Annotated in this window: 7 protein-coding genes; 3 read left to right on the plus strand and 4 right to left on the minus strand. The window is 76.1% G+C overall.

Features of this window, described 5'->3' with window-relative positions:
- Position 1 precedes the first annotated feature (1 nt).
- The 4 genes from OG559_RS26635 to smpB all read right to left on the minus strand — a co-directional run bounded on the left by OG559_RS26635 (position 2) and on the right by smpB (position 4,444).
- The gene (locus OG559_RS26635; RefSeq protein WP_405108515.1) at positions 2–1,381 is read right to left on the minus strand and encodes a hypothetical protein; all 1,380 of its coding nucleotides are present in this window, start codon (positions 1,379–1,381) and stop codon (positions 2–4) included.
- 99 nt (positions 1,382–1,480) lie between these two features.
- A complete protein-coding gene (locus OG559_RS26640; protein ID WP_405108518.1) occupies positions 1,481–2,968 on the minus strand; it encodes a DHA2 family efflux MFS transporter permease subunit in 1,488 nt (495 codons plus the stop codon).
- Positions 2,969–3,016: 48 nt separating this feature from the next.
- On the minus strand, positions 3,017–3,730 hold the full coding sequence (locus OG559_RS26645; RefSeq protein WP_405108521.1) for a TetR/AcrR family transcriptional regulator: 714 nt from the start codon (positions 3,728–3,730) through the stop codon (positions 3,017–3,019).
- A gap of 225 nt (positions 3,731–3,955) precedes the next feature.
- Entirely contained in the window at positions 3,956–4,444 is a 489-nt protein-coding gene (smpB, locus tag OG559_RS26650; protein WP_405108524.1) for an SsrA-binding protein SmpB, read from the minus strand.
- 113 nt (positions 4,445–4,557) lie between these two features.
- Between smpB and OG559_RS26655 the strand changes: the two genes are divergently transcribed.
- From OG559_RS26655 to OG559_RS26665, 3 genes are all read left to right on the plus strand, one after another.
- Positions 4,558–5,103 (plus strand): RNA 2'-phosphotransferase, encoded by a 546-nt coding sequence (locus tag OG559_RS26655; RefSeq protein WP_405108527.1) that lies wholly within the window; start codon positions 4,558–4,560, stop codon positions 5,101–5,103.
- Between the two features lie 94 nt (positions 5,104–5,197).
- Complete coding sequence (locus OG559_RS26660; protein ID WP_405108530.1) at positions 5,198–6,460, plus strand: MFS transporter; 1,263 nt, start codon at positions 5,198–5,200, stop codon at positions 6,458–6,460.
- A complete protein-coding gene (locus tag OG559_RS26665) occupies positions 6,457–17,583 on the plus strand; it encodes an amino acid adenylation domain-containing protein (RefSeq protein ID WP_405108533.1) in 11,127 nt (3,708 codons plus the stop codon). The genes OG559_RS26660 and OG559_RS26665 overlap by 4 nt, the downstream gene beginning before the upstream one ends.
- The last annotated feature ends 409 nt before the right edge of the window (positions 17,584–17,992 follow it).

Raw genomic sequence — 17,992 nt, forward strand, 5'->3', positions numbered from 1 at the left:
CTCAGCCTGATCGAAGGCTCAGCGGGGTACGTCGGATCACGTCCATGACCTCCGCCGCCGCCGCTGCGGAGGAGCGGCGGTCGCGGAGGTCCAGGACGGTGCCGGAAATGCTCACCCGGTGGGCCACGAGCAGCCGCATGATCGCCAGCAGGGGGTCGAACCGGCCGGCCAGGTCGAACCGCCGGCCGTCCGGACCGATCACGACGGCGGGGGCGACGCCGGCGGCGAGGTTGGTGCGCTCCCAGTCGATCTCGTACGACCGCCGGTCCCCGCCGACCTGCACGACGAGCTGCTTCGTCCGGTGCAGCAGCGCGAGGTAGTTCATCGGCACCGTCAGCTTCTTCTCGACGTCGAACGGGGCACCGCCGTCGGGGAACAGCCGCAGGACGGTCTTCAGCACCGGGCCCTCGTACTGGAAGGTGTTCGTGCCCCGCAGCTCCAGGAACCGGCCCCGGACGAGCTGCCCGCCGTGGCGTGCCCACCGGCGGTCGACGCCACCGAACGCCCCCTCCGCGCCGGGCAGGCGGTCGATCACCCACCTGGCCCCGCCGTCCGGCACCGGCTCGGGCATCGGCCGACCGGCCGCGGCCCGCTCGACCAGGCTGTGCAGTCGCGCCGCCACGGCGGGGTCGACGCGTCGCAGGTCGATCGTATCGCCGTCCAGGGCGATCCGGTCCGTGGCGCTCGCGGTTCTCATCCGCTCCAGGAGGAGATCCGGGTGCCCGGTCAGGTCGACGCGTCGGCCGTCGAGCCCGACCAGCCGGCAGGGCCGGACGCCCGACAGCAGGGCGCTGCGCGGCCAGTCGATGCCGAACTTCGCGGGGACGCCCGGGTGGACGACGGCGACGAGGCGCCCCGCGGTGACGGCCGCCAGGCACAGGGACGGCACGCGCCACGTGGCCGTCGACTCGAACGGCTCGCGGCCCTCGGGGTGAACCCGCAGCCTGAGCCGGATGCGTGCCTTGGGCTCGTCGGGGTCGAGGTCGCCGCCGTAGCTCTGGTACGTCGCCTCCCAGTCCTGGCCGTACGTCACGAACGTCGCCTCGCGCACCTCGGCCATGGCCAACCAGCCGTCCTGGAACGGGATCCGGGCCGTGGGGGTCCACATGGCGAAGCTGTCGTCGTCGCGCCGGTGCGCGTCGTGCACCTGGTTGCGGTCGGTGTTCACCCGGAAGTGCGCCCGGGTGAACAGGAAGGCGCCGATCGGGATCGCGAGGGTGAACAGCAGGCCGGTGGCGAGGAAGGCCAGCGGGACGCCTCCCTCGCCCGAGCCGACCTCGCTGACGCCGAGGGCGCCCACCACGAGGAGGACCGGCCCCGCCGCCCCGCAGACGGTGAAGATCACGAGGTTGCGGACGAACGAACGGGCGAAGCTCTGCACGGCCCCTCCTCCGTGGACTCCGGTTCTTGATACCACCGCGCGGGGTCGGTGTCGCCGCGCGGCGCGTACCGGAAGAGGAAAGTCCGGCCCCGGCGGGTCTCAACCCATGTGTACGGTGCCGCCGGCCGGGATGTCCTTCCGACCGACCTTGATCAGCAGCAGGGTGGCCAGGCCGGAGAGCAGGATCAGCCCGGCGCCCCAGGCGAACGCGACCGTGTAGCCGTGCACCAGCGCGTTGACCTGGGTCGCGGGGCCGGGGACCCGGGTGGCCAGGTATCCGGCGACCGCGCTGGTGTACATGGTGTTCAGCAGGGCGGTGCCGAGCGACCCGCCGATCTGCTGGGTGGCGTTGAGCGTGGCGCTGGCCGCGCCCGCGTCGTGCTCGGGCACCCCGACCAGGGCGAGGCTGGACACCGGCACGAAGGTGAACCCGAGGCCCATGCCGAGGACGACCTGGGCGGGCAGCAGGTGGGCCACGAACGAGGTGTCCACGTCGATCTGGGTGAGCAGCAGCATGGCGGCGGCGGCCAGGACCGCGCCGGCCAGCATCAGCGGCTTCGCGCCGATGCGGGGGAGCAGGACGCTGGCCGCGGCGGCGGCGACCAGCACGCCGGCGGTGACGGGCAGGGAGGCGAGGCCCGCCTCCAGCGGGGTGTACTGGAGCACCACCTGGAAGTAGAAGGCGAGGAACAGGAACGCCCCGAACAGGCCGGCGCCGACGAGCGTGGAGACGATGTACGCGCCGCCCCGGTTGCGGTCGAGCAGGATGCGCATCGGCAGCAGTGGGTGGCTGGAACGCAGCTCGATCACCACGAACACGGCGAGCAGGATCACGCCGGCGGCGATGAAGGCGAGGGTGGCGGTGGCGTCCCAGCCGTCCTCGGCGGCCTTGGTGAACCCGTAGACGAGGGAGACCAGGCCGGCGGTGACCACGACGGCGCCGGGTACGTCGTACCGGGTGTCGCCGTGGGCGCGGCTCTCGGGCACCAGCGGGATGGCGGCGGCGAGGGCGATGATCGCGACCGGGATGTTGACCAGCAGGCACCAGCGCCAGTTGGCGTACTCGGTGAGCACGCCGCCGAGGAGGAGGCCCACGGCCGCGCCGCCGCCGGAGATGGCCCCGTAGACGGCGAACGCCTTGGCCCGCTCCTTCGTCTCGGTGAACAGCACGGTGAGCAGGGCCAGCGCGGCGGGGGCGAGCAGCGCGCCGAAGGCGCCCTGGAGGGCGCGGGCGGCGAAGAGCAACCCGCCGCTCCCGGCCAGGCCGCCGAGGGCCGAGGCGAGGGCGAAGCCGACCATGCCGACGAGGAAGGTCCGCTTGCGGCCCCAGTAGTCGGCGATCCGGCCGCCGAGCAGCAGCAGGCCGCCGAAGGCGAGGGTGTAGGCGGTGACGACCCACTGCCGGTCGGCGTCGGAGATGTTGAGGTCGACCTGGGCGTTGGGCAGGGCGATGTTCACGATGGTCGCGTCGAGGACCACCATCAGCTGGGCGAACGCGATGATCGCCAGCGCGACCCAGCGCCGCGGGTGCGCGGAGGCGGCCGTCGCCCCGGGCGAGGCGGGCACGCTGGACGTGGATCCGGGCATGGTGGAGCCCTCCGTGAAGGGGTGTCGGTGCGCGGGCGGGCCCCCGCGTCAGTCGGCGCGGTACCGCAGAACGGGAATCAGCACCTGGTCGACGAGCTGGGTGAGGAACGTGTCGTCGGCGGGGAGCCCGTGGGCGAGGATCCGGGACATCACCATGGCGGGTGCGAGGTCGTGGAAGAGATCGCGCTCGCCGGCCTCGGGCGGGATCTCGCCGCGAGCGGCGGCGCGGACGACGACGGCGACGCTGAGGACGCGACCGGCCGGCATCACCTGCTGTCGGATGGTCTTTTCCAGCTCCGGGGTGGTGCGCATGGCCAGGGTCAACGCCTGGATGAGGTCGCTGTCCGCGGTGCAGATGGCCGCGGTGGCGCGGAGCAGCTCCAGCAGGTCGCCGCGCAGCGAGCCGGTGTCGGCGGGGATGCGCCGGTCGACGTGGCGCTCGAGCAGAGCCGCGGCGACCAGTTCGGCCTTGCCCGGCCAGTGCCGGTAGACGGTGGCCTTGCTGACCCGGGCCCGGGCGGCCACCGTGTCGATGGTCAGCCGGTCGTAGCCCACCTCGCGCAGCAGGTCGAGCACGGTGGCGAGCAGCTCCGGGAAGCGCTGCGTCCGCGTCGACGCCGGGGCGGCCCGCGCCGCCGGAACGGCCGTTGCCGGGCTGGCCGTTGCCGGGCTGGCCGTTGCCGGGCTGGCCGGTGCCGGTGCCGGGGCAGTCCGTGCTGGCGGGACGGCCGGGGTGGTCGTGCTCCGCTGATCGCTCGTCACTGGCCCCTCCTGCGAAACGATGCCGTACCCGATCGTAGTAAAGACTCGGCGTTCGCAAGTCGGGACGCGATCTTATCGCCTGGCCGTGGCGAAACGATGTCGTTCCGCGCTGGTATCCGGCGCCGGCCGGCACGGCTCGGGAGGGGTCACGCGGGCCGGGATCGGACACGGCGGGGCCCGGGAAGCAGCGGCGGGGACCGGGGAAGAAGCGGCGGCGGGCGCGGGTCAGGCGCGTCGGGCGCGGGCGCCCTTGAGCCGGCGGCCGAACTCGCGGGCGATCTCCCGTTTCGCGTCCCGCTCGGCGATCGCCTGCCGCTTGTCGTACGACCTACGGCCCTTGGCCAGGGCAAGCTCGACCTTGGCCCAGCCGTCGGAGAAGTACAGCGACAACGGCACGAGGGTGAGCCCGCCCTCGCGCGTCCGGTCGAGGATCCGGTCGATCTCGACGCGGCGCAGCAGCAGCTTGCGGGTGCGGCGGGGCTGGTGGTTGGTCCAGGTGCCGAAGCCGTACTCGGCGATGTGCAGGCCGTGCAGCAGCAGCTCGCCGTCGTGCTCCTGGGCGAAGGCGTCGACCAGCGAGACCCGGCCGGCCCGCAGCGACTTCACCTCGGTGCCGGCGAGCACCAACCCCGCCTCGTACGTCTTGAGGATGTCGTAGTCGTGCCCGGCCTTCTTGTTCGACGCGACGAGGGTGCGTCCGGTCTCCCTGGGCACGGCCGGCCTCCCGATGGTGGTTCCGCGTCAACGCGAGAGGCTAGCAGCCGCGCAGCCGGCCGTCGCGTGGAAAACGGGTGGAGCGGCGCGGCGACCGCGGCCACAATCCCGGGATGGATCACCGAGCCAAGGTCACGTTGAGCAAGCGGATGTCCCGGGCGTTGCGACACGAGCCGCACCGACTGGGCCTCACCCCGGACCGGGCCGGGTGGGTCCTGGTCGACGACCTGCTGGCCGCCCTGCGGGTGGGGCGGGACGTGCTCGACATGGTGGTCGCCGAGAGCGACAAGCAGCGCTTCGCGGTGGAGCGCGGCCCCGACGGGGTCGAACGTATCCGGGCCAACCAGGGCCACTCCATCCCGGTCGAGCTGGGGTTGCCACCGGCGGCCCCGCCCGACCGGCTGTACCACGGCACCGGTGCCGCCGCCCTCGACCCGATCCGGGCCACCGGGCTGCACCGGGGCGGCCGTCACCACGTCCACCTGTCGGAGGACGTCGAGACCGCCCGCCGGGTCGGCGCGCGGCGGGGCGGGGCCGTGGTGGTGTTCACCGTGGACGCGGCGGCGATGGCCCGCGACGGGCACGTCTTCCACCGCAGCGCCAACGGGGTGTGGCTGACCGACGCCGTCCCCGCCCGATACCTCACCCCGGGACGGTAGGGGCACCCCGCAATCCCGACAGCGCCATTGAAAGTCGCCCGGCCGGCAGGCAGGATCGGCGGTCCGGAGGCATCGACAGTGGTGGGGACCTTCAGTGGTGGATGGGGCCGACGGGGGGCGTCCGGCGCGTGACCTGCGGCTCGTCGTGGCCGCGCACGCGGCGTCGACGTACGGCAGCTACCTGAACCTGGTGGCGCTGGGCCTGTTCACGCTGGAGGTCACCGGCTCCGCCGTGCAGACCGGCCTGTTCATGGCCGTCCGCATGACCGCCGGCTTCCTCATGGGACCGGTGAGCGGGCTGCTCGCCGGCCGGTGCCGGCGTACCCGCCTGATGATCGGCGCCGACGCGCTGTCGGCCGTGACCCTGGCGCTGCTGGTGGCGGCCCCCGCCGGGGCGCAGCCCGGGATGCTCTACGCGCTCGCCGTGGTGCTCGGCTGCGGGCAGACCCTGTGGGGGGTCGCGCTGCGCAGCGAGCTGCCCGAGCTGGCCGGCCCCGACCGGCGGGCCCGCGCCAACGCCCGGCTCGTCGCGGCCCGGTCGGTGGCGATGCTGCTCGGGTTCGCCTCGGCGGGAATCCTGGTCGCCCAGCTCGGCTACCAGGTGGCGTTCCTGCTCGATGCCGGCACGTACGTGCTGTCCGCCGGGCTGCTGGCCCGGGTGCGGGCCCGCCGGCCGGCCACCGCCGAGCCCGGGATCGCGCCGCCCGCCGGGCCGCGCGCCCTGGCCGGCTTCGGGATGCTGCGGGCGGTCGCGCCGGTGGTGGTGGCGATGATCGGCGTACGCGCCGCCGACGCGTTCGGGTCCGCGTCGCACAACGTGGGCATCCCGGTGCAGGCCAACCTGGTCCGCCCCGACTCGCCCGCCGGGTACGCCGCCGTCTTCCTGACCTGCTGGGCGGTGGGCAGCCTCGTCGCCGGCCGGTGGTGCGCCCGGCTGGCCGCCCGCACCGGCGGGGTGGGCTCCCCGCGCTCCTTCGGCGTCGCGACCTGCCTGATGTCGGTCTTCTTCGTGCTCGCCTTCACCGATCCTCCCCTGTGGCTGCTGGTCCCGCTGACCGTGGCGGCGGGTGCCGCCGACGGCTACGCCGAGATCAGCTACACCACCCGGCTCCAGGCGGTCGACGAGACCAGGCGCGCCCGGCTGTTCGGGTTTGCCAGCGCGGCGCAGAACGCCGGCTTCGGCCTCGGCATGGTCGGCTGCGCCGCCGCGCTGGGCCGGGCGGCCCCGCTCGTGGTCGTCGCCGTGGCCCATGGGGCGGCCTTCGCCGTGGCACTGGCGTTCCTCCTCGTCCAGACGTTCCGAACGGCCGGCCGGAAACCGCCCGTCGACCCCGCGATCCCAGAGGTGACGCCGTGACCGCCGTACCGCCCGCCCGTCGCCCCGCCGTCAGCCACGGCGGCGACCTGCCCGCCGACCCGGAGCACCCCCGGACGCTGGGCGACGCGCTGCGGCGGGCGGCGCGGGAGTTCCCCGACGCCGGCATCCGGGTGGTGGACGAGGACGGCCGCAGCGTGTTCCTCGACCATTCGACACTGCTCGATCGGGCCCGTGCCGTGCGGGCGGGCCTGCGGGCGCGGGGGGTCGCCGCCGGCTCGTCGGCGATCCTGCGGATCACCTCCGGCGCGCAGTACTGGCCGGCGTTCTGGGGCTGCGTGCTCGGCGGCGTCGTGCCGCTGACCGTCGGCGCCCCGGCCGGCTACGGCGCGGACAGCCCCGCCCTCGCGGCGCTGCTGCACGCCTGGCGGGCCCTCGACGCCCCGGTCGTCCTCGCCGGCGTCGAGGACGTGGCGGGGCTGGCCGGTCTGCCGCTGGCCGGCCGGGTGCTCGCCGTGGCGGAGCTGGCGGCGGGGGACACCACCGGGGAGCCGCCCGACGTCGCCCCCGACCCCGCCGGGGTGGCCGTGCTGCAACTGTCGTCGGGCAGCACCGGCACCCCGAAGATCATTCCGTTGACCCACCGGGGCCTGTCCGAGTACGCCGTCGGCGCCCGCGAGATGCTCGACGTCCGCCCGGGCGACGTGCTGCTCAACTGGCTGCCGCTGGACCACGTCGCCGGCCTGCTCCTGTACCACCTCGGCGGGGTGTTCCTCGGCGCCACGTCCGTGCACGTCGCCACACCGCTGGTGCTGGCGGACCCGCCGCGCTGGCTGGACCTCATGCGCCGGTACGGGGTGACGCACAGCTGGGCGCCGAACTTCGGCCTGCGGCTGGCCGTCGACGCGGTGGCGCGCGTACCGGGCCGGCGGTGGGACCTCGGCGGGGTGCGGCGCATGGTCAGCGGCGGCGAGCAGTGCCTGCCGGAGACGTTCGAGGCGTTCGTCGCCGCGACCGGGGTGCCGGCGGCGGCCATGACCCCCGCCTGGGGGATGTCCGAGACCTGCACCGGGATCACCTTCGCGTCGTTCACCGCGCCCGGCTGCCGGCAGCGGGTCGGCACGGCCAGCCTCGACGGCGACCTGGAGTGGGTCGACGACGACGCGGCGGCCGACTGCACGGAGTTCCTGTCCGTCGGCCGGCCCGCGCCCGGGGTCACGCTGCGCATCGTCGACGCCGACGGCGCGGTGCTCCCCGAGGGCCGGGTCGGCCAGCTGCAGGTCCGCTCGGCCCGGGTCACCCCCGGCTACCTCGGCGACCCCGAGGCCAACCGCTCGGCCTTCCCCGACGGCGACTGGCTGGAGAGCGGGGACCTGGCCTACCTGCGCGACGGCGCGCTCACCGTCACCGGACGCGCCAAGGACCTGTTGATCCTCAACGGGCAGAACATCCCCTGCCACGAGATCGAGCGGGTGGCCGCCGGGGTCGCCGGGGTACGCGCCGGGCTCGTCGCCGCCGTCGGCGTACCCGACGTCCGCACCGGCACCGAGTCGCTGGTGCTGTTCCACGTCCCCGATCCCGACGCGGCCGAGCCGGCGCAGCGGGTGGCCGAGGTGCTCAGCGCGGTGGTGGCCCGCCGGTGGCAGGTCGTCCCGGCGCGGGTGCTGGCCGTGCCCGAGGAGGAGTTCCCGCGTACCTCCGGGGGGAAGCTCCAGCGGGCGGAGCTGCGGCGACGGTTCCTGGCCGGCGGCTTCCCGCCCGGCGGCCCCGGCCCCGGTCCCGTCGTCGGCCCCGGCCCCGTCGTCGGTCCGGCTGGCGCTGGCGCGCAGCCGGCGGGTGCGGGCGCGGGCCCGGCGACGGGGCCGTCACCGGCCGGGCCCGGGCGGGCGGCGGTGCGGACCGTCGTGCGTGCCGCGCTCGCCGACGTCCTCGGCCGGCCGGTCGACGCGGACCGGCCGTTCTACGAGCTGGGCGTCGGCTCCGTCGAGATCGTCCGGTTCCGGGCCCGGCTGGAGCAGGCCCTGGGCCGCCCGGTCCCGCAGCCGGCGCTGTTCGCCCACCCCACCGTCGACGCCCTCAGCGCGCACCTGGCCGCCGGCCCGAGCGCCGGCCCGAGCGCCGGCCCCGCGCCGACGCAGGCACCCCCGGCGGACCGGCGGGTCGCGATCGTCGGCATGGCCGCCCGGTTCCCGGGCGCGGGCACCGTCGACGAGTACTGGGAGCGGCTGCTCGCCGGGGTGGAGAGCGTCCACTTCTTCACCCCGCAGGAGCTCACCGCAGCTGGGGTGCCCGAGGAGGCCACGCGCGCCCCCGGCTTCGTGGCGGCCAGCGGCGTCCTGGACGACGTCGCCGGCTTCGACGCCAGCTTCTTCGGCGTCAGCCCCCGCGAGGCCGAGCTGCTGGACCCGCAGCACCGGCTGTTCCTGGAGACCTGCCACCACGCCCTCGAGGACGCCGGCTGCCCCGGTGAGACCGACGGACGGCGGATCGGCGTGTACGCGGGCGGCGGGATGAACCTGTACCCGCACCACACCTACCTGCGCCACCAACTCCCGCAGGCGGTCGGCTCGGCCGACCCGGCCACCACGATCGGCGCGGCCCTGGGCAACCAGCCCGACTTCCTGGCCACCCGGGTCGCGTACCGGCTCGGGTTGACCGGTCCGGCGGTGACCGTGCAGACCGCCTGCTCCACCTCGCTGGTCGCGGTGCACCTGGCGGCCCGCGCCCTGCTCGCCGGCGACGCCGACATCGCCCTGGCGGGCGCGGTGGCGGTGCACGTCCCGCAGGTCACCGGGTACCGGCACACCCCCGGGTCGATCCTGTCCGCCACCGGGCGGTGCCGGCCCTTCGACGCCGACGCCGACGGCACCGTCGGCGGCAACGGGGTGGCGGCCGTCGTGCTCAAGCCGCTCGACCGGGCGCTCGCCGACGGCGACCGCATCCACGCGGTGCTCCTCGGCTCGGCGGTCAACAACGACGGGTCCGCAAAGGTCGGCTACACCGCGCCCGGGGTGTCCGGGCAGGTGGACGTCGTCCGGCGGGCCCTGCGCGACGCGGGGGTGTCGGCCGCCTCCGTCGGGTACGTCGAGGCGCACGGCACCGGCACCGCCCTCGGTGACCCGATCGAGCACCACGCCCTCGCCGAGGCGTACGCGCCCGCACGGGCGTTCCTCGGCTCGGTGAAGGCCAACATCGGGCACCTGGACAGCTGTGCCGGGATGGCCGGCCTGATCAAGGCCGTGCTCACCGTCCGCTCCGGCCGCGTCCCGCCGCAGATCAACTTCGCCCGGCCGAGCCCCGCGCTGGGCCTGGCCGACGGGCCGTTCACCGTCACCACCGTCGCCGCCGACTGGCCGACGACCGGGTCGCCCCGGCGGGCCGCGGTCAGCGCCCTCGGCGTCGGCGGCACCAACGCCCACGTGATCGTCGAGGAGCCGCCGATCCCGCCGCCCGGGCCCGGCGACCGGCCCGCCCCGGTTCCCGGCCTGCTCCCGCTCTCCGCCGCCGACCCGGGCGCGCTGGCCGCGCTCGCCCTGGCCCACCGGGACCGGCTCCGCGCCGACCCCGCCCTGCCGCCGGCGGACCTGGTGCTGACCGCCGGCACCGGTCGCCGTCACCTGCGCCACCGACTCGTCGCCCTCGGCAACTCGACCGCCGCGCTGGCCGATGCCCTGGACCGGCACGCCGCCGGCCTCCCGGCCGAGGTGGTCGCCGGCGACACCGGAGGGGACGCCTCCGGACCGGTCGCCCTCGCGTTCCCCGGTCAGGGGGACGTCCGCGAGGCGCTGCTCCCGCTGGCGGCGCGGTTCCCGGTGGTCCGCGCGGTGCTCGACGAGGCCGCCGACGCGTACCGGGAGGCGGTCGGCGGTGACCTGGTCGACCGGCTGCGCGAGGATCGCCCGCCCGCAGGCCGGCCCACCGACGCGGCCCAGCCGGCACTGGTCGTCGTCGGGGTGGCGCTGGCCGAGCTGTGGCGGTCGTGGGGCCTGCCCGTGGACCACGTCCTCGGACACAGCGTCGGCGAGTATGCCGCCCTGGTCGCCGCGGGCGCGCTGTCCCTCGCCGACGCTGTCCGGCTCGCCGCCTGCCGGGGCCGCCTCATGGCCGACGGCCTGCCGCCCGGCGCGATGCTGGCGGTGCTGGCCGACCGGCCCGTCGTGACCGACCTGATCGCCGGCTCGTCGCTGGAGCTGGCGGCGGTCAACGGGCCGGCCCAGCACGTCCTCGCCGGCCCGCCGGCCGAGGTCGACGCCGCCGCGGCCCGGGCCGACCGGCTCGGGGTGGTGACCCGGCGGCTCCCGGTCGACCGGGCGTTCCACTCGGCGGCCGTGGCGCCGGTGCTGGACCGTCTCCGGGAGCTGGCCGGCGAGGTCGCGTTCCGGCCCACCCGGCTGCCGGTCGTGAGCGCCCTCGACGGCCGGGTCCACCCGCCCGGCTGGCGGCCCGACGCGGACCACCTGTGCCGGCACGCGCGCGAGCCGGTGCGCTGGCACGACGCCGTGTCCGCCCTGGCCGCCGAGGGCTGCCGGACGGTGGTCGAGGCCGGCGCGGACGGCGTGCTGACCGGCATCGCCGCAGCGGCCGGGCCGGTGCCGCGCTGGGTCCCGTCCCAGCGCCGCGGCCTCGCCCCGGCCGCCGGACTGTGGCGGGCTGCGGCCGAGTTGCACGTCGCGGGGACGCCGCTGGACTGGGCGGGGCTCGTGGGCGGCTACGGCGGCCGGCGGGTCACGCTGCCCGCGTACCCGTTCCAGCGTCGCCGGTTCTGGGTCGACCCGCAGGCCGTCGATTCGCCCGCCGCCGACCCGCCGGCCGCTGGCCTGCCTGCGTCGGTCGGGGCCGCGTCCGTGGGGTCCGTCGCCGCGCCGGTTCCGGCGGCGGGGGCGGAGTCGGCGGTGCTGGAGCGGGTGCGGGCGCTGACCGCCGAGCGGCTCGGCCTGGCCGCCGCCGAGGTCGACCCGGACCAGAGCTTCTTCGCCCTGGGCGCCGACTCGCTCCTGCTGATCACCATGTCCCGGGAGATCGACCGCTCCTTCGCCGTCCGGGTGCCGGTGCGGGACCTGTTCACCGACGTCGACACCCCCCGCCGCCTGGCCGCCGCGATCACCGCCGCCGCCCGGGCCGCGACGGACCCGGCGGCGACCCCGCCTCCCGGGCCGGACCGGGCGGTGCCCGGGTCCCCCGCGACCAGGCCGGAGGTGGCCGGGCCGGAGGTGGCCGGTTTCGCTCCGGCCGGCCTCGCCGCCGGCGAGGGCCGGCCGGGATCCGGCGAGCTGGCCGGCATCATCCATCGGCAGCTGGACCTGATGCAGCAGCAGCTCGCCCTGCTCGGTGCCGCTTCCGGGCTCGGCGACGGCCCGCAGGCAGGGACGACCCCGGCCGTGTCGTCGGCCGTGTCTCCCGCCGCCGTGCCCCTCGCCGCCGTGCCGATTGCCGCTGCGCCGGTTGCCGCTGCGCCGGTTGCCGCCGTGCCGATTGCCGCTGCGCCGGTGGTCACTTCGACGGACACCGTCGCGCAGCCGGCGACCCCGCCGGACACCGCCGACTTCAGCCTCTACTTCTTCGGCGACTACCCCGACCAGGACCGGGACGACAAGTACGGGGTCGTCCTCGACGCGGCGGAGTTCGCCGACACGCACGGCTTCCACGCCGTCTGGATGCCGGAGCGGCACTTCCACTCCTTCGGCGGTCTCTTCCCCAACCCGTCGGTGCTCGCTGCCGCCCTCGCGGTGCGCACCCGGCGGGTGCGGCTCAACGCCGGCTCGGTCGTGCTGCCCCTGCACCATCCCGTCCGGGTCGCGGAGGAGTGGTCCATGGTGGACAACCTGTCCGGAGGCCGGATCGGGCTCGGCTGCGCGCCCGGCTGGCACGCCAACGACTTCGTCTTCCAGCCCGACCACTTCGGGCGGCACAAGCAGGTGATGTACGAGCACCTGGACACCGTCCGGCGGCTGTGGCGCGGGGAGGCGGTGCCGGCCCGGTCGGGCAGCGGCGAGCGGATCGAGGTACGCCTGTTCCCCCGGCCGGTCCAGGCGGAGCCGCCGGTTTTCACCGCGATCGTCGGCAACCCGGACAGCTACCGGGAGGCCGCCCGCCGCGACGTCGGCGTGGTGACCAACCTGATGACGCAGGACGTGGCGCGTCTCGCCGAGAACGTCGCCCTGTACCGGCGTACCCGGGCCGAGCACGGGCTCGACCCGGCCGGCGGGCGCGTGGTGGTGCTGCTGCACGCCTACCTGGGCGAGGACGCCGAGCGGGCCCGGGCCGAGGCGTTCGAGCCGTTCTGCGCGTACCTGCGCTCCTCGTTCAGCCTGCTCGGGCAGGTGGTCAACAGCCTCGGCATGAACGTCGACCTGGCCGACACCCCGGACGACGACGTCCGGTTCGTGCTGTCCCGGGCGTACGAGCGGTACTGCGCCGAGCGGGCGCTCATCGGGTCACCGCAAAGCTGCCGGGCGGTGGTCGAGGCGGTGCTCGACGCCGGCGTCGACGAGATCGCCTGTTTCGTCGACTTCGGACTCCCGGGGGACGCGGTCCGCGCAGGCCTGCCGGCGCTCGACGCGCTGCGCCGGGCCACCCCACGCCGGATCGCCGCCCCCACCGAGCGACCGGCGGGCAACGACGCACCGGCACCGGACCCCGGCAGCCCGGTACCCCCGCCGTCCGACGGAACCGACGGGGTCGACGGAACCGACGGGGTCGACGGAACCGACGGGGTCGACGGAACCGACGGGGTCGACAGGGCCGACGGGGTTGTTCGGACCGCGCCGCTGTCGTCCGCGCAGCGCCGGCTCTGGCTGGTGGAGCGGCTGCACCCGGGCACCCCCGCGTACCACGAGGGGGCGGCCGTGCGGCTGCGCGGCCCGCTCGACCACGCCGCGCTGCGCGGCGCGTTGCAGGACGTGGTCGACCGGCACGCCCCGCTGCGCACCAGCTACGCCGAGGTCGACGGGGAGCCCCGGCAGGTCGTCCGCGCGTGGGTGCCGGCGCAGTGCCCGGTGCGCGACCACGCCGGCGAGGCCGAGGACGCGACGGTCCGGGCCGCGCTGGCCGCCGGGAGCCGGGGGGTGTCCGACCTGGCCCGCGGGCCGGTGTTCGCCTTCACTCTGCTGCGCTTCTCCGCCATCCACCACGTGCTGGTGCTGACGTTCCACCACCTGGCCACCGACGGCGGGTCGTACGCCGTGCTGACCCGGGAGGTCTCGGCCTGCTACCGGGCCCGAACTGCCGGCGTCGCCCCCGACCTGCCGCCGCTGCCGGTCACCTACCCGGAGCTGGCGGCGGCCGGCGCCGGCGAGCCCGACGACAAGGACCTGGCCTACTGGCGGGACCGGCTCGACCCGCCCCCGCCCACCCTCGTCATCCCGTCCGACCTGACCCGCCCGGCGCTGCCGTCGGCGGCGGGGGAGAGCGTCTTCCGGGAGTTGCCCGCCGAGCTGGCGGAGCGGGTACGGCGGTTCGGCCGGGACGAGCGGGTCACCCCGTTCACCGTCCTGCTGAGCGCGTTCGGGGTGTTGCTGTTCCGGTTCACCGGCCAGGCCGACCTGGTCATCGGCACCGGCACGGGCGGCCGGGACGAGCGGACCGCCGACCTGATCGGGTTCTTCGTCCGGACCCTCCCGCTGCGGCTGGACCTCACCGGCGACCCGACGTTCCGGGAGTTGCTCGCCCGGGTCCGGGTGACCGCCGCCGACGGGTACGAGCACGACCGGGTCCCGTTCGATGCCCTGGTCCGCGCGGTGGCCCCGAACCGCGAGGCAGGCCGTCACCCCCTCTTCGACGTGGTCGTGGAGTACGAGAGCGGCCCCGAGGCGTTCGCCTTCGACCTGCCGGGCGTCACCGCCGAGCCCCTGCCGGTGGGCCTGGACAAGGCACCGGTCGACCTGATGGTCTACCTGTCGCACGGCGGGACGCTGCGCTGCCACGTCGAGTACCGCACGGAGGTGCTCGACCGGGCCACCGTGGACCGCCTGCTCGACCACCTCCACCGCCTGCTGGATGTGCTGACCCGCGAGCCGGGCCTGCCGCTGTCCCGGTTGGCCGACCCGCTCGACGACCCGGTCGCTCGCCCGGTCGGGCCGCAACCCGAACCCGTCGCCGACCGGCTGCACGACCTGTTCGTCCGGCAGGCCGCCCGGACCCCCGACGCGATCGCCGTGGTCTGCGGTGAGCGTCGGTGGACGTACCGGGAACTGCGCGACCGGGCCCGGGACCTGGCCCGGCGGATCGCGGCGCACGGTGTCGGGCCGGACGACCTCGTCGCCGTGCTCCTGCCGCGCCGGCCGGAGCTGGTCGCGGCGCAGCTCGCCGTGCTGATGGCCGGCGCGGCCTTCCTGCCGCTGGACCCGGGCCTGCCGGCGGCCCGGCTGCGCGACCTGCTCGCCGACAGCGGCGCCCGCCTGCTGCTGACCGCCGCCGACGTCCCCGACCCCTCCCGGGCTCCCGCCGGGGTGGCCCGGGTGCTGGTGGACGGGCCCGCCGAGCCGGACCTGGCCGACCCGGTCGACGCGGCCCGCCCCGGGCATCTCGCCTGGTGCGTGTACACCTCCGGCTCGACCGGCCGGCCCAGGGCGGTGGGCGTGCCGCACCGGGCCGCCGTGGACATCGTCGACTGGCACGCGCGGGCCCTGGCCCTCACCGGCGCGGACACCGTGGCGCACGCCCTCGGTCTCGGGTTCGACGCGAACCTCGCCGAGATCCACCCGGCGCTCGCCGCCGGTGCGACCCTGCACCTCGTGCCGTCGTGGGTGCGCGCGGACCCGGCGCGGCTGGTCGCGCAGTGGCGCCGGGCCCGGGTCACCGTCGCCTTCCTGCCGGCGCCCCTCGCCGAGCTGGTGCTCGCGCTCCCGGCGCCGCCCGCCCCGACGGTCCGGGCCCTGGTGGTCGGCGGGAGCCAGTTGCGCCGCCGGCCGCCCGCCGGGTACCCGGCGGCGGTGCTCAACGCGTACGGCCCGACCGAGGCCGCCGTCGTCACCACCGCCGGCCCGGTGCCGGCCGCCGGCCCCGGCCCGATCGACATCGGCCGGCCCGTGGACCACCGCAGGCTGTACGTGCTGGATCGGCGGGGCGGGCCGGTGCCGCCGGGCGCGGCCGGCGAGCTGTACGTCGGCGGCACCGGGCTCGCCCGGGGCTATCTGGGCCGGCCCGGGGCGACCGCGGCGGCGTTCCTGCCCGACCCGTTCGCCGCGACGCCCGGGGACCGGATGTACCGGACCGGGGACCTGGTCCGGCTCCGCGGCGACGGCACGGTCGAGTTCCTCGGCCGGGTCGACGACCAGGTGAAGATCGCCGGGCACCGGGTCGAGCCGGGCGAGGCCGCCGCCGCGCTCGCGCTCCTGCCGGGGGTACGGCAGGCCACCGTCGTCGCCCGGCACGACCGGGCCGAGCCGTACCTGGTCGGGTACGTGGTCGGCGACGACGACGGCGAGCCGCCCGCCGCCCGGACCGCCCGACTGACCGCCGAGCTGGGGGAGCGGCTGCCGGCCCACCTCGTCCCTCGGGCGTGGGTGGTGCTGGACGCCCTGCCCACCGGGGACACCGGCAAGGTCGACGTCTCCCTGCTCCCGGCGCCGGGCCAGCCGCCCGGCGGGGAGGAGCCGCGCCCGGGCCGGGAACGGCTCGTCCACGACGCCTGGTGCGCGGAGCTGGGCGTGGCCCAGGTCCCGCTGGACGTCTCCTTCTTCGCCGCGGGGGGCGACTCCCTGGGCGCGGTCCGCCTGGCCAACCGGCTGCGCGAGGCGCTCGGCGTCGAGGTCGGGGTGGACCGGGTGCTGCGCAGCCCGGGCGTCCGTGCGATGGCCGCCGAGCCACCGCCCGCCCCTGCCGGTCCCGGCGGCTCGGCCGGCCCGGCCGCCCCGACCCCGCACCCCGGCCCGGCGGAGTGCGACGTCGCGGTGCGGGACCGGGCGCCGGCGACGTACCAGCAGGAGCTGATGTGGCACCGGCAGCGCCTGGCCCCCGACCCGGCGGCCGTGCACATGGCGGTACGCGTCGACCTCGCCGGCCCGCTCGACGTGCCCGCCCTGGCGGCGGCGGTCGACGCCCTGGTCGCCCGGCACGAGGCCCTACGTACCCGCGTCGTGGCGCGCGACGGCGCGGTGGTGCAGGAGGTGCTGGCCCACCGGCCGGTCCCGGTGCCGGTCGCCGACCTCGCCGCCGACCCCGCCGGGGCTCGGGCGTGGTGCGTGGCAGCCGGCCGGGAGCCGTTCCCGGCCGAGGGGCCGTGGCTGCGGGCCCGCCTCGCCCGGCTGGCCGGCGACCGTTGGGTCCTCCTGATGGTCGTGCACCATCTGTGCGGGGACGGTTGGTCCATGCTCCAACTCCTCGACGAGCTGGGGCGGGGCTACTCGGGTGCGCCGCCCGACCGCGCGCCGGCGCTGCGCTACGTCGACCACGCGCGCCGGCAGCGGGCGACCCGGGTTCCGCCGGCGGTGCTGCGCCACTGGCGGGACCGGCTCGCCGACGCGCCCCGGGCCGTCCCGCTGCCCACCGACCGGCCCCGGCCGGCCACGCCGTCGGGTCGCGGGGCGGAGTACGCCTTCGACGTGCCGGCCGAGCTGACCGGCCGGCTGAACCGGCTCGCCGCCGACGCGGGCCTGACGTTGTTCCCGCTGCTCGCCGCCGCGTACGCGCGGTTGGTCGGCGAGCTGACCGGGGCCCGGGACGTCCTGCTGTCCTGCCCGTACGCCCACCGGAACCGGCGGGAGCTGGAGCCGGTGGTCGGCCTGTTCGCCAGCACCCTGCCGCTGCGGGTGCGGCTGCGCGACGGGGAGCCCCTCGTCGACCTGGCGGCCCGGACCGACGCGGTGTTCCTCGACGCGGTGCGGCAGCAGCCCGCGCCGTTGCCGGTCCTGCACGCCGTCGTCGACCCGGACTGGCGGATGGGGGATCCGCCGCCGCTGACCGGCGCGGTCTTCGCCTGGAATCCGGGGATGCCGCCGCTGCGCCTGGCCGGGCTGGCGACGGACGTCACCGACCAGGGGCTGGACTGCGCGCGCCGGGACTGGGCGGTGATGGTCACCCCCGCCGACGGCGGTCTGCGGGGTGTCGTCGAGTATGCGACGGACCTGTTCGACGAGGCGACTGTCGCCGGCCGGTGCCGCCGGTACGTCGACATCCTGACCCGCGCGGTCGCGGACGCCCGGGGTGGCGACGGCCCGCCCCGGTGAGCTGCTGCAACGTCGAAAACCTTGATCACAATTGTTTTCCCTATTCGGCCCGCTCGTCGGACAGTTGTCAGCTCGCGGATCAGGTTCATAGCAGTCCGTGGATTGACCGGCTACGCGCAGAGATGCAGAATGAGTCCGGCCGGCAAATGTTCGGGGAACTGCTGGGTGCCGGCGAATGGGGAGCTGTAAGGGTGCTGGGGGAGTGAGAGAAAGATCTTAGGAGGACAGCGGATCGGTCATATGCCTGCAAAAGCGTCCGATCGCGTCCAGTTGGGCCGCTTCGTAGCTGACGTACGCTCATCGGGCGTTTCGCGATTAGCGACTGTTTCCGGTTAATTGGCCTGGCCTTTGCGGGCGGGTCGATTGACTTGCCGGCGGGTTGGAATGCGCGGCTCGCTGCTATTTCGGG

The sequence above is a fragment of the Micromonospora sp. NBC_01405 genome (assembly GCF_045040155.1).
In the GTDB taxonomy this organism is placed as follows: domain Bacteria; phylum Actinomycetota; class Actinomycetes; order Mycobacteriales; family Micromonosporaceae; genus Micromonospora.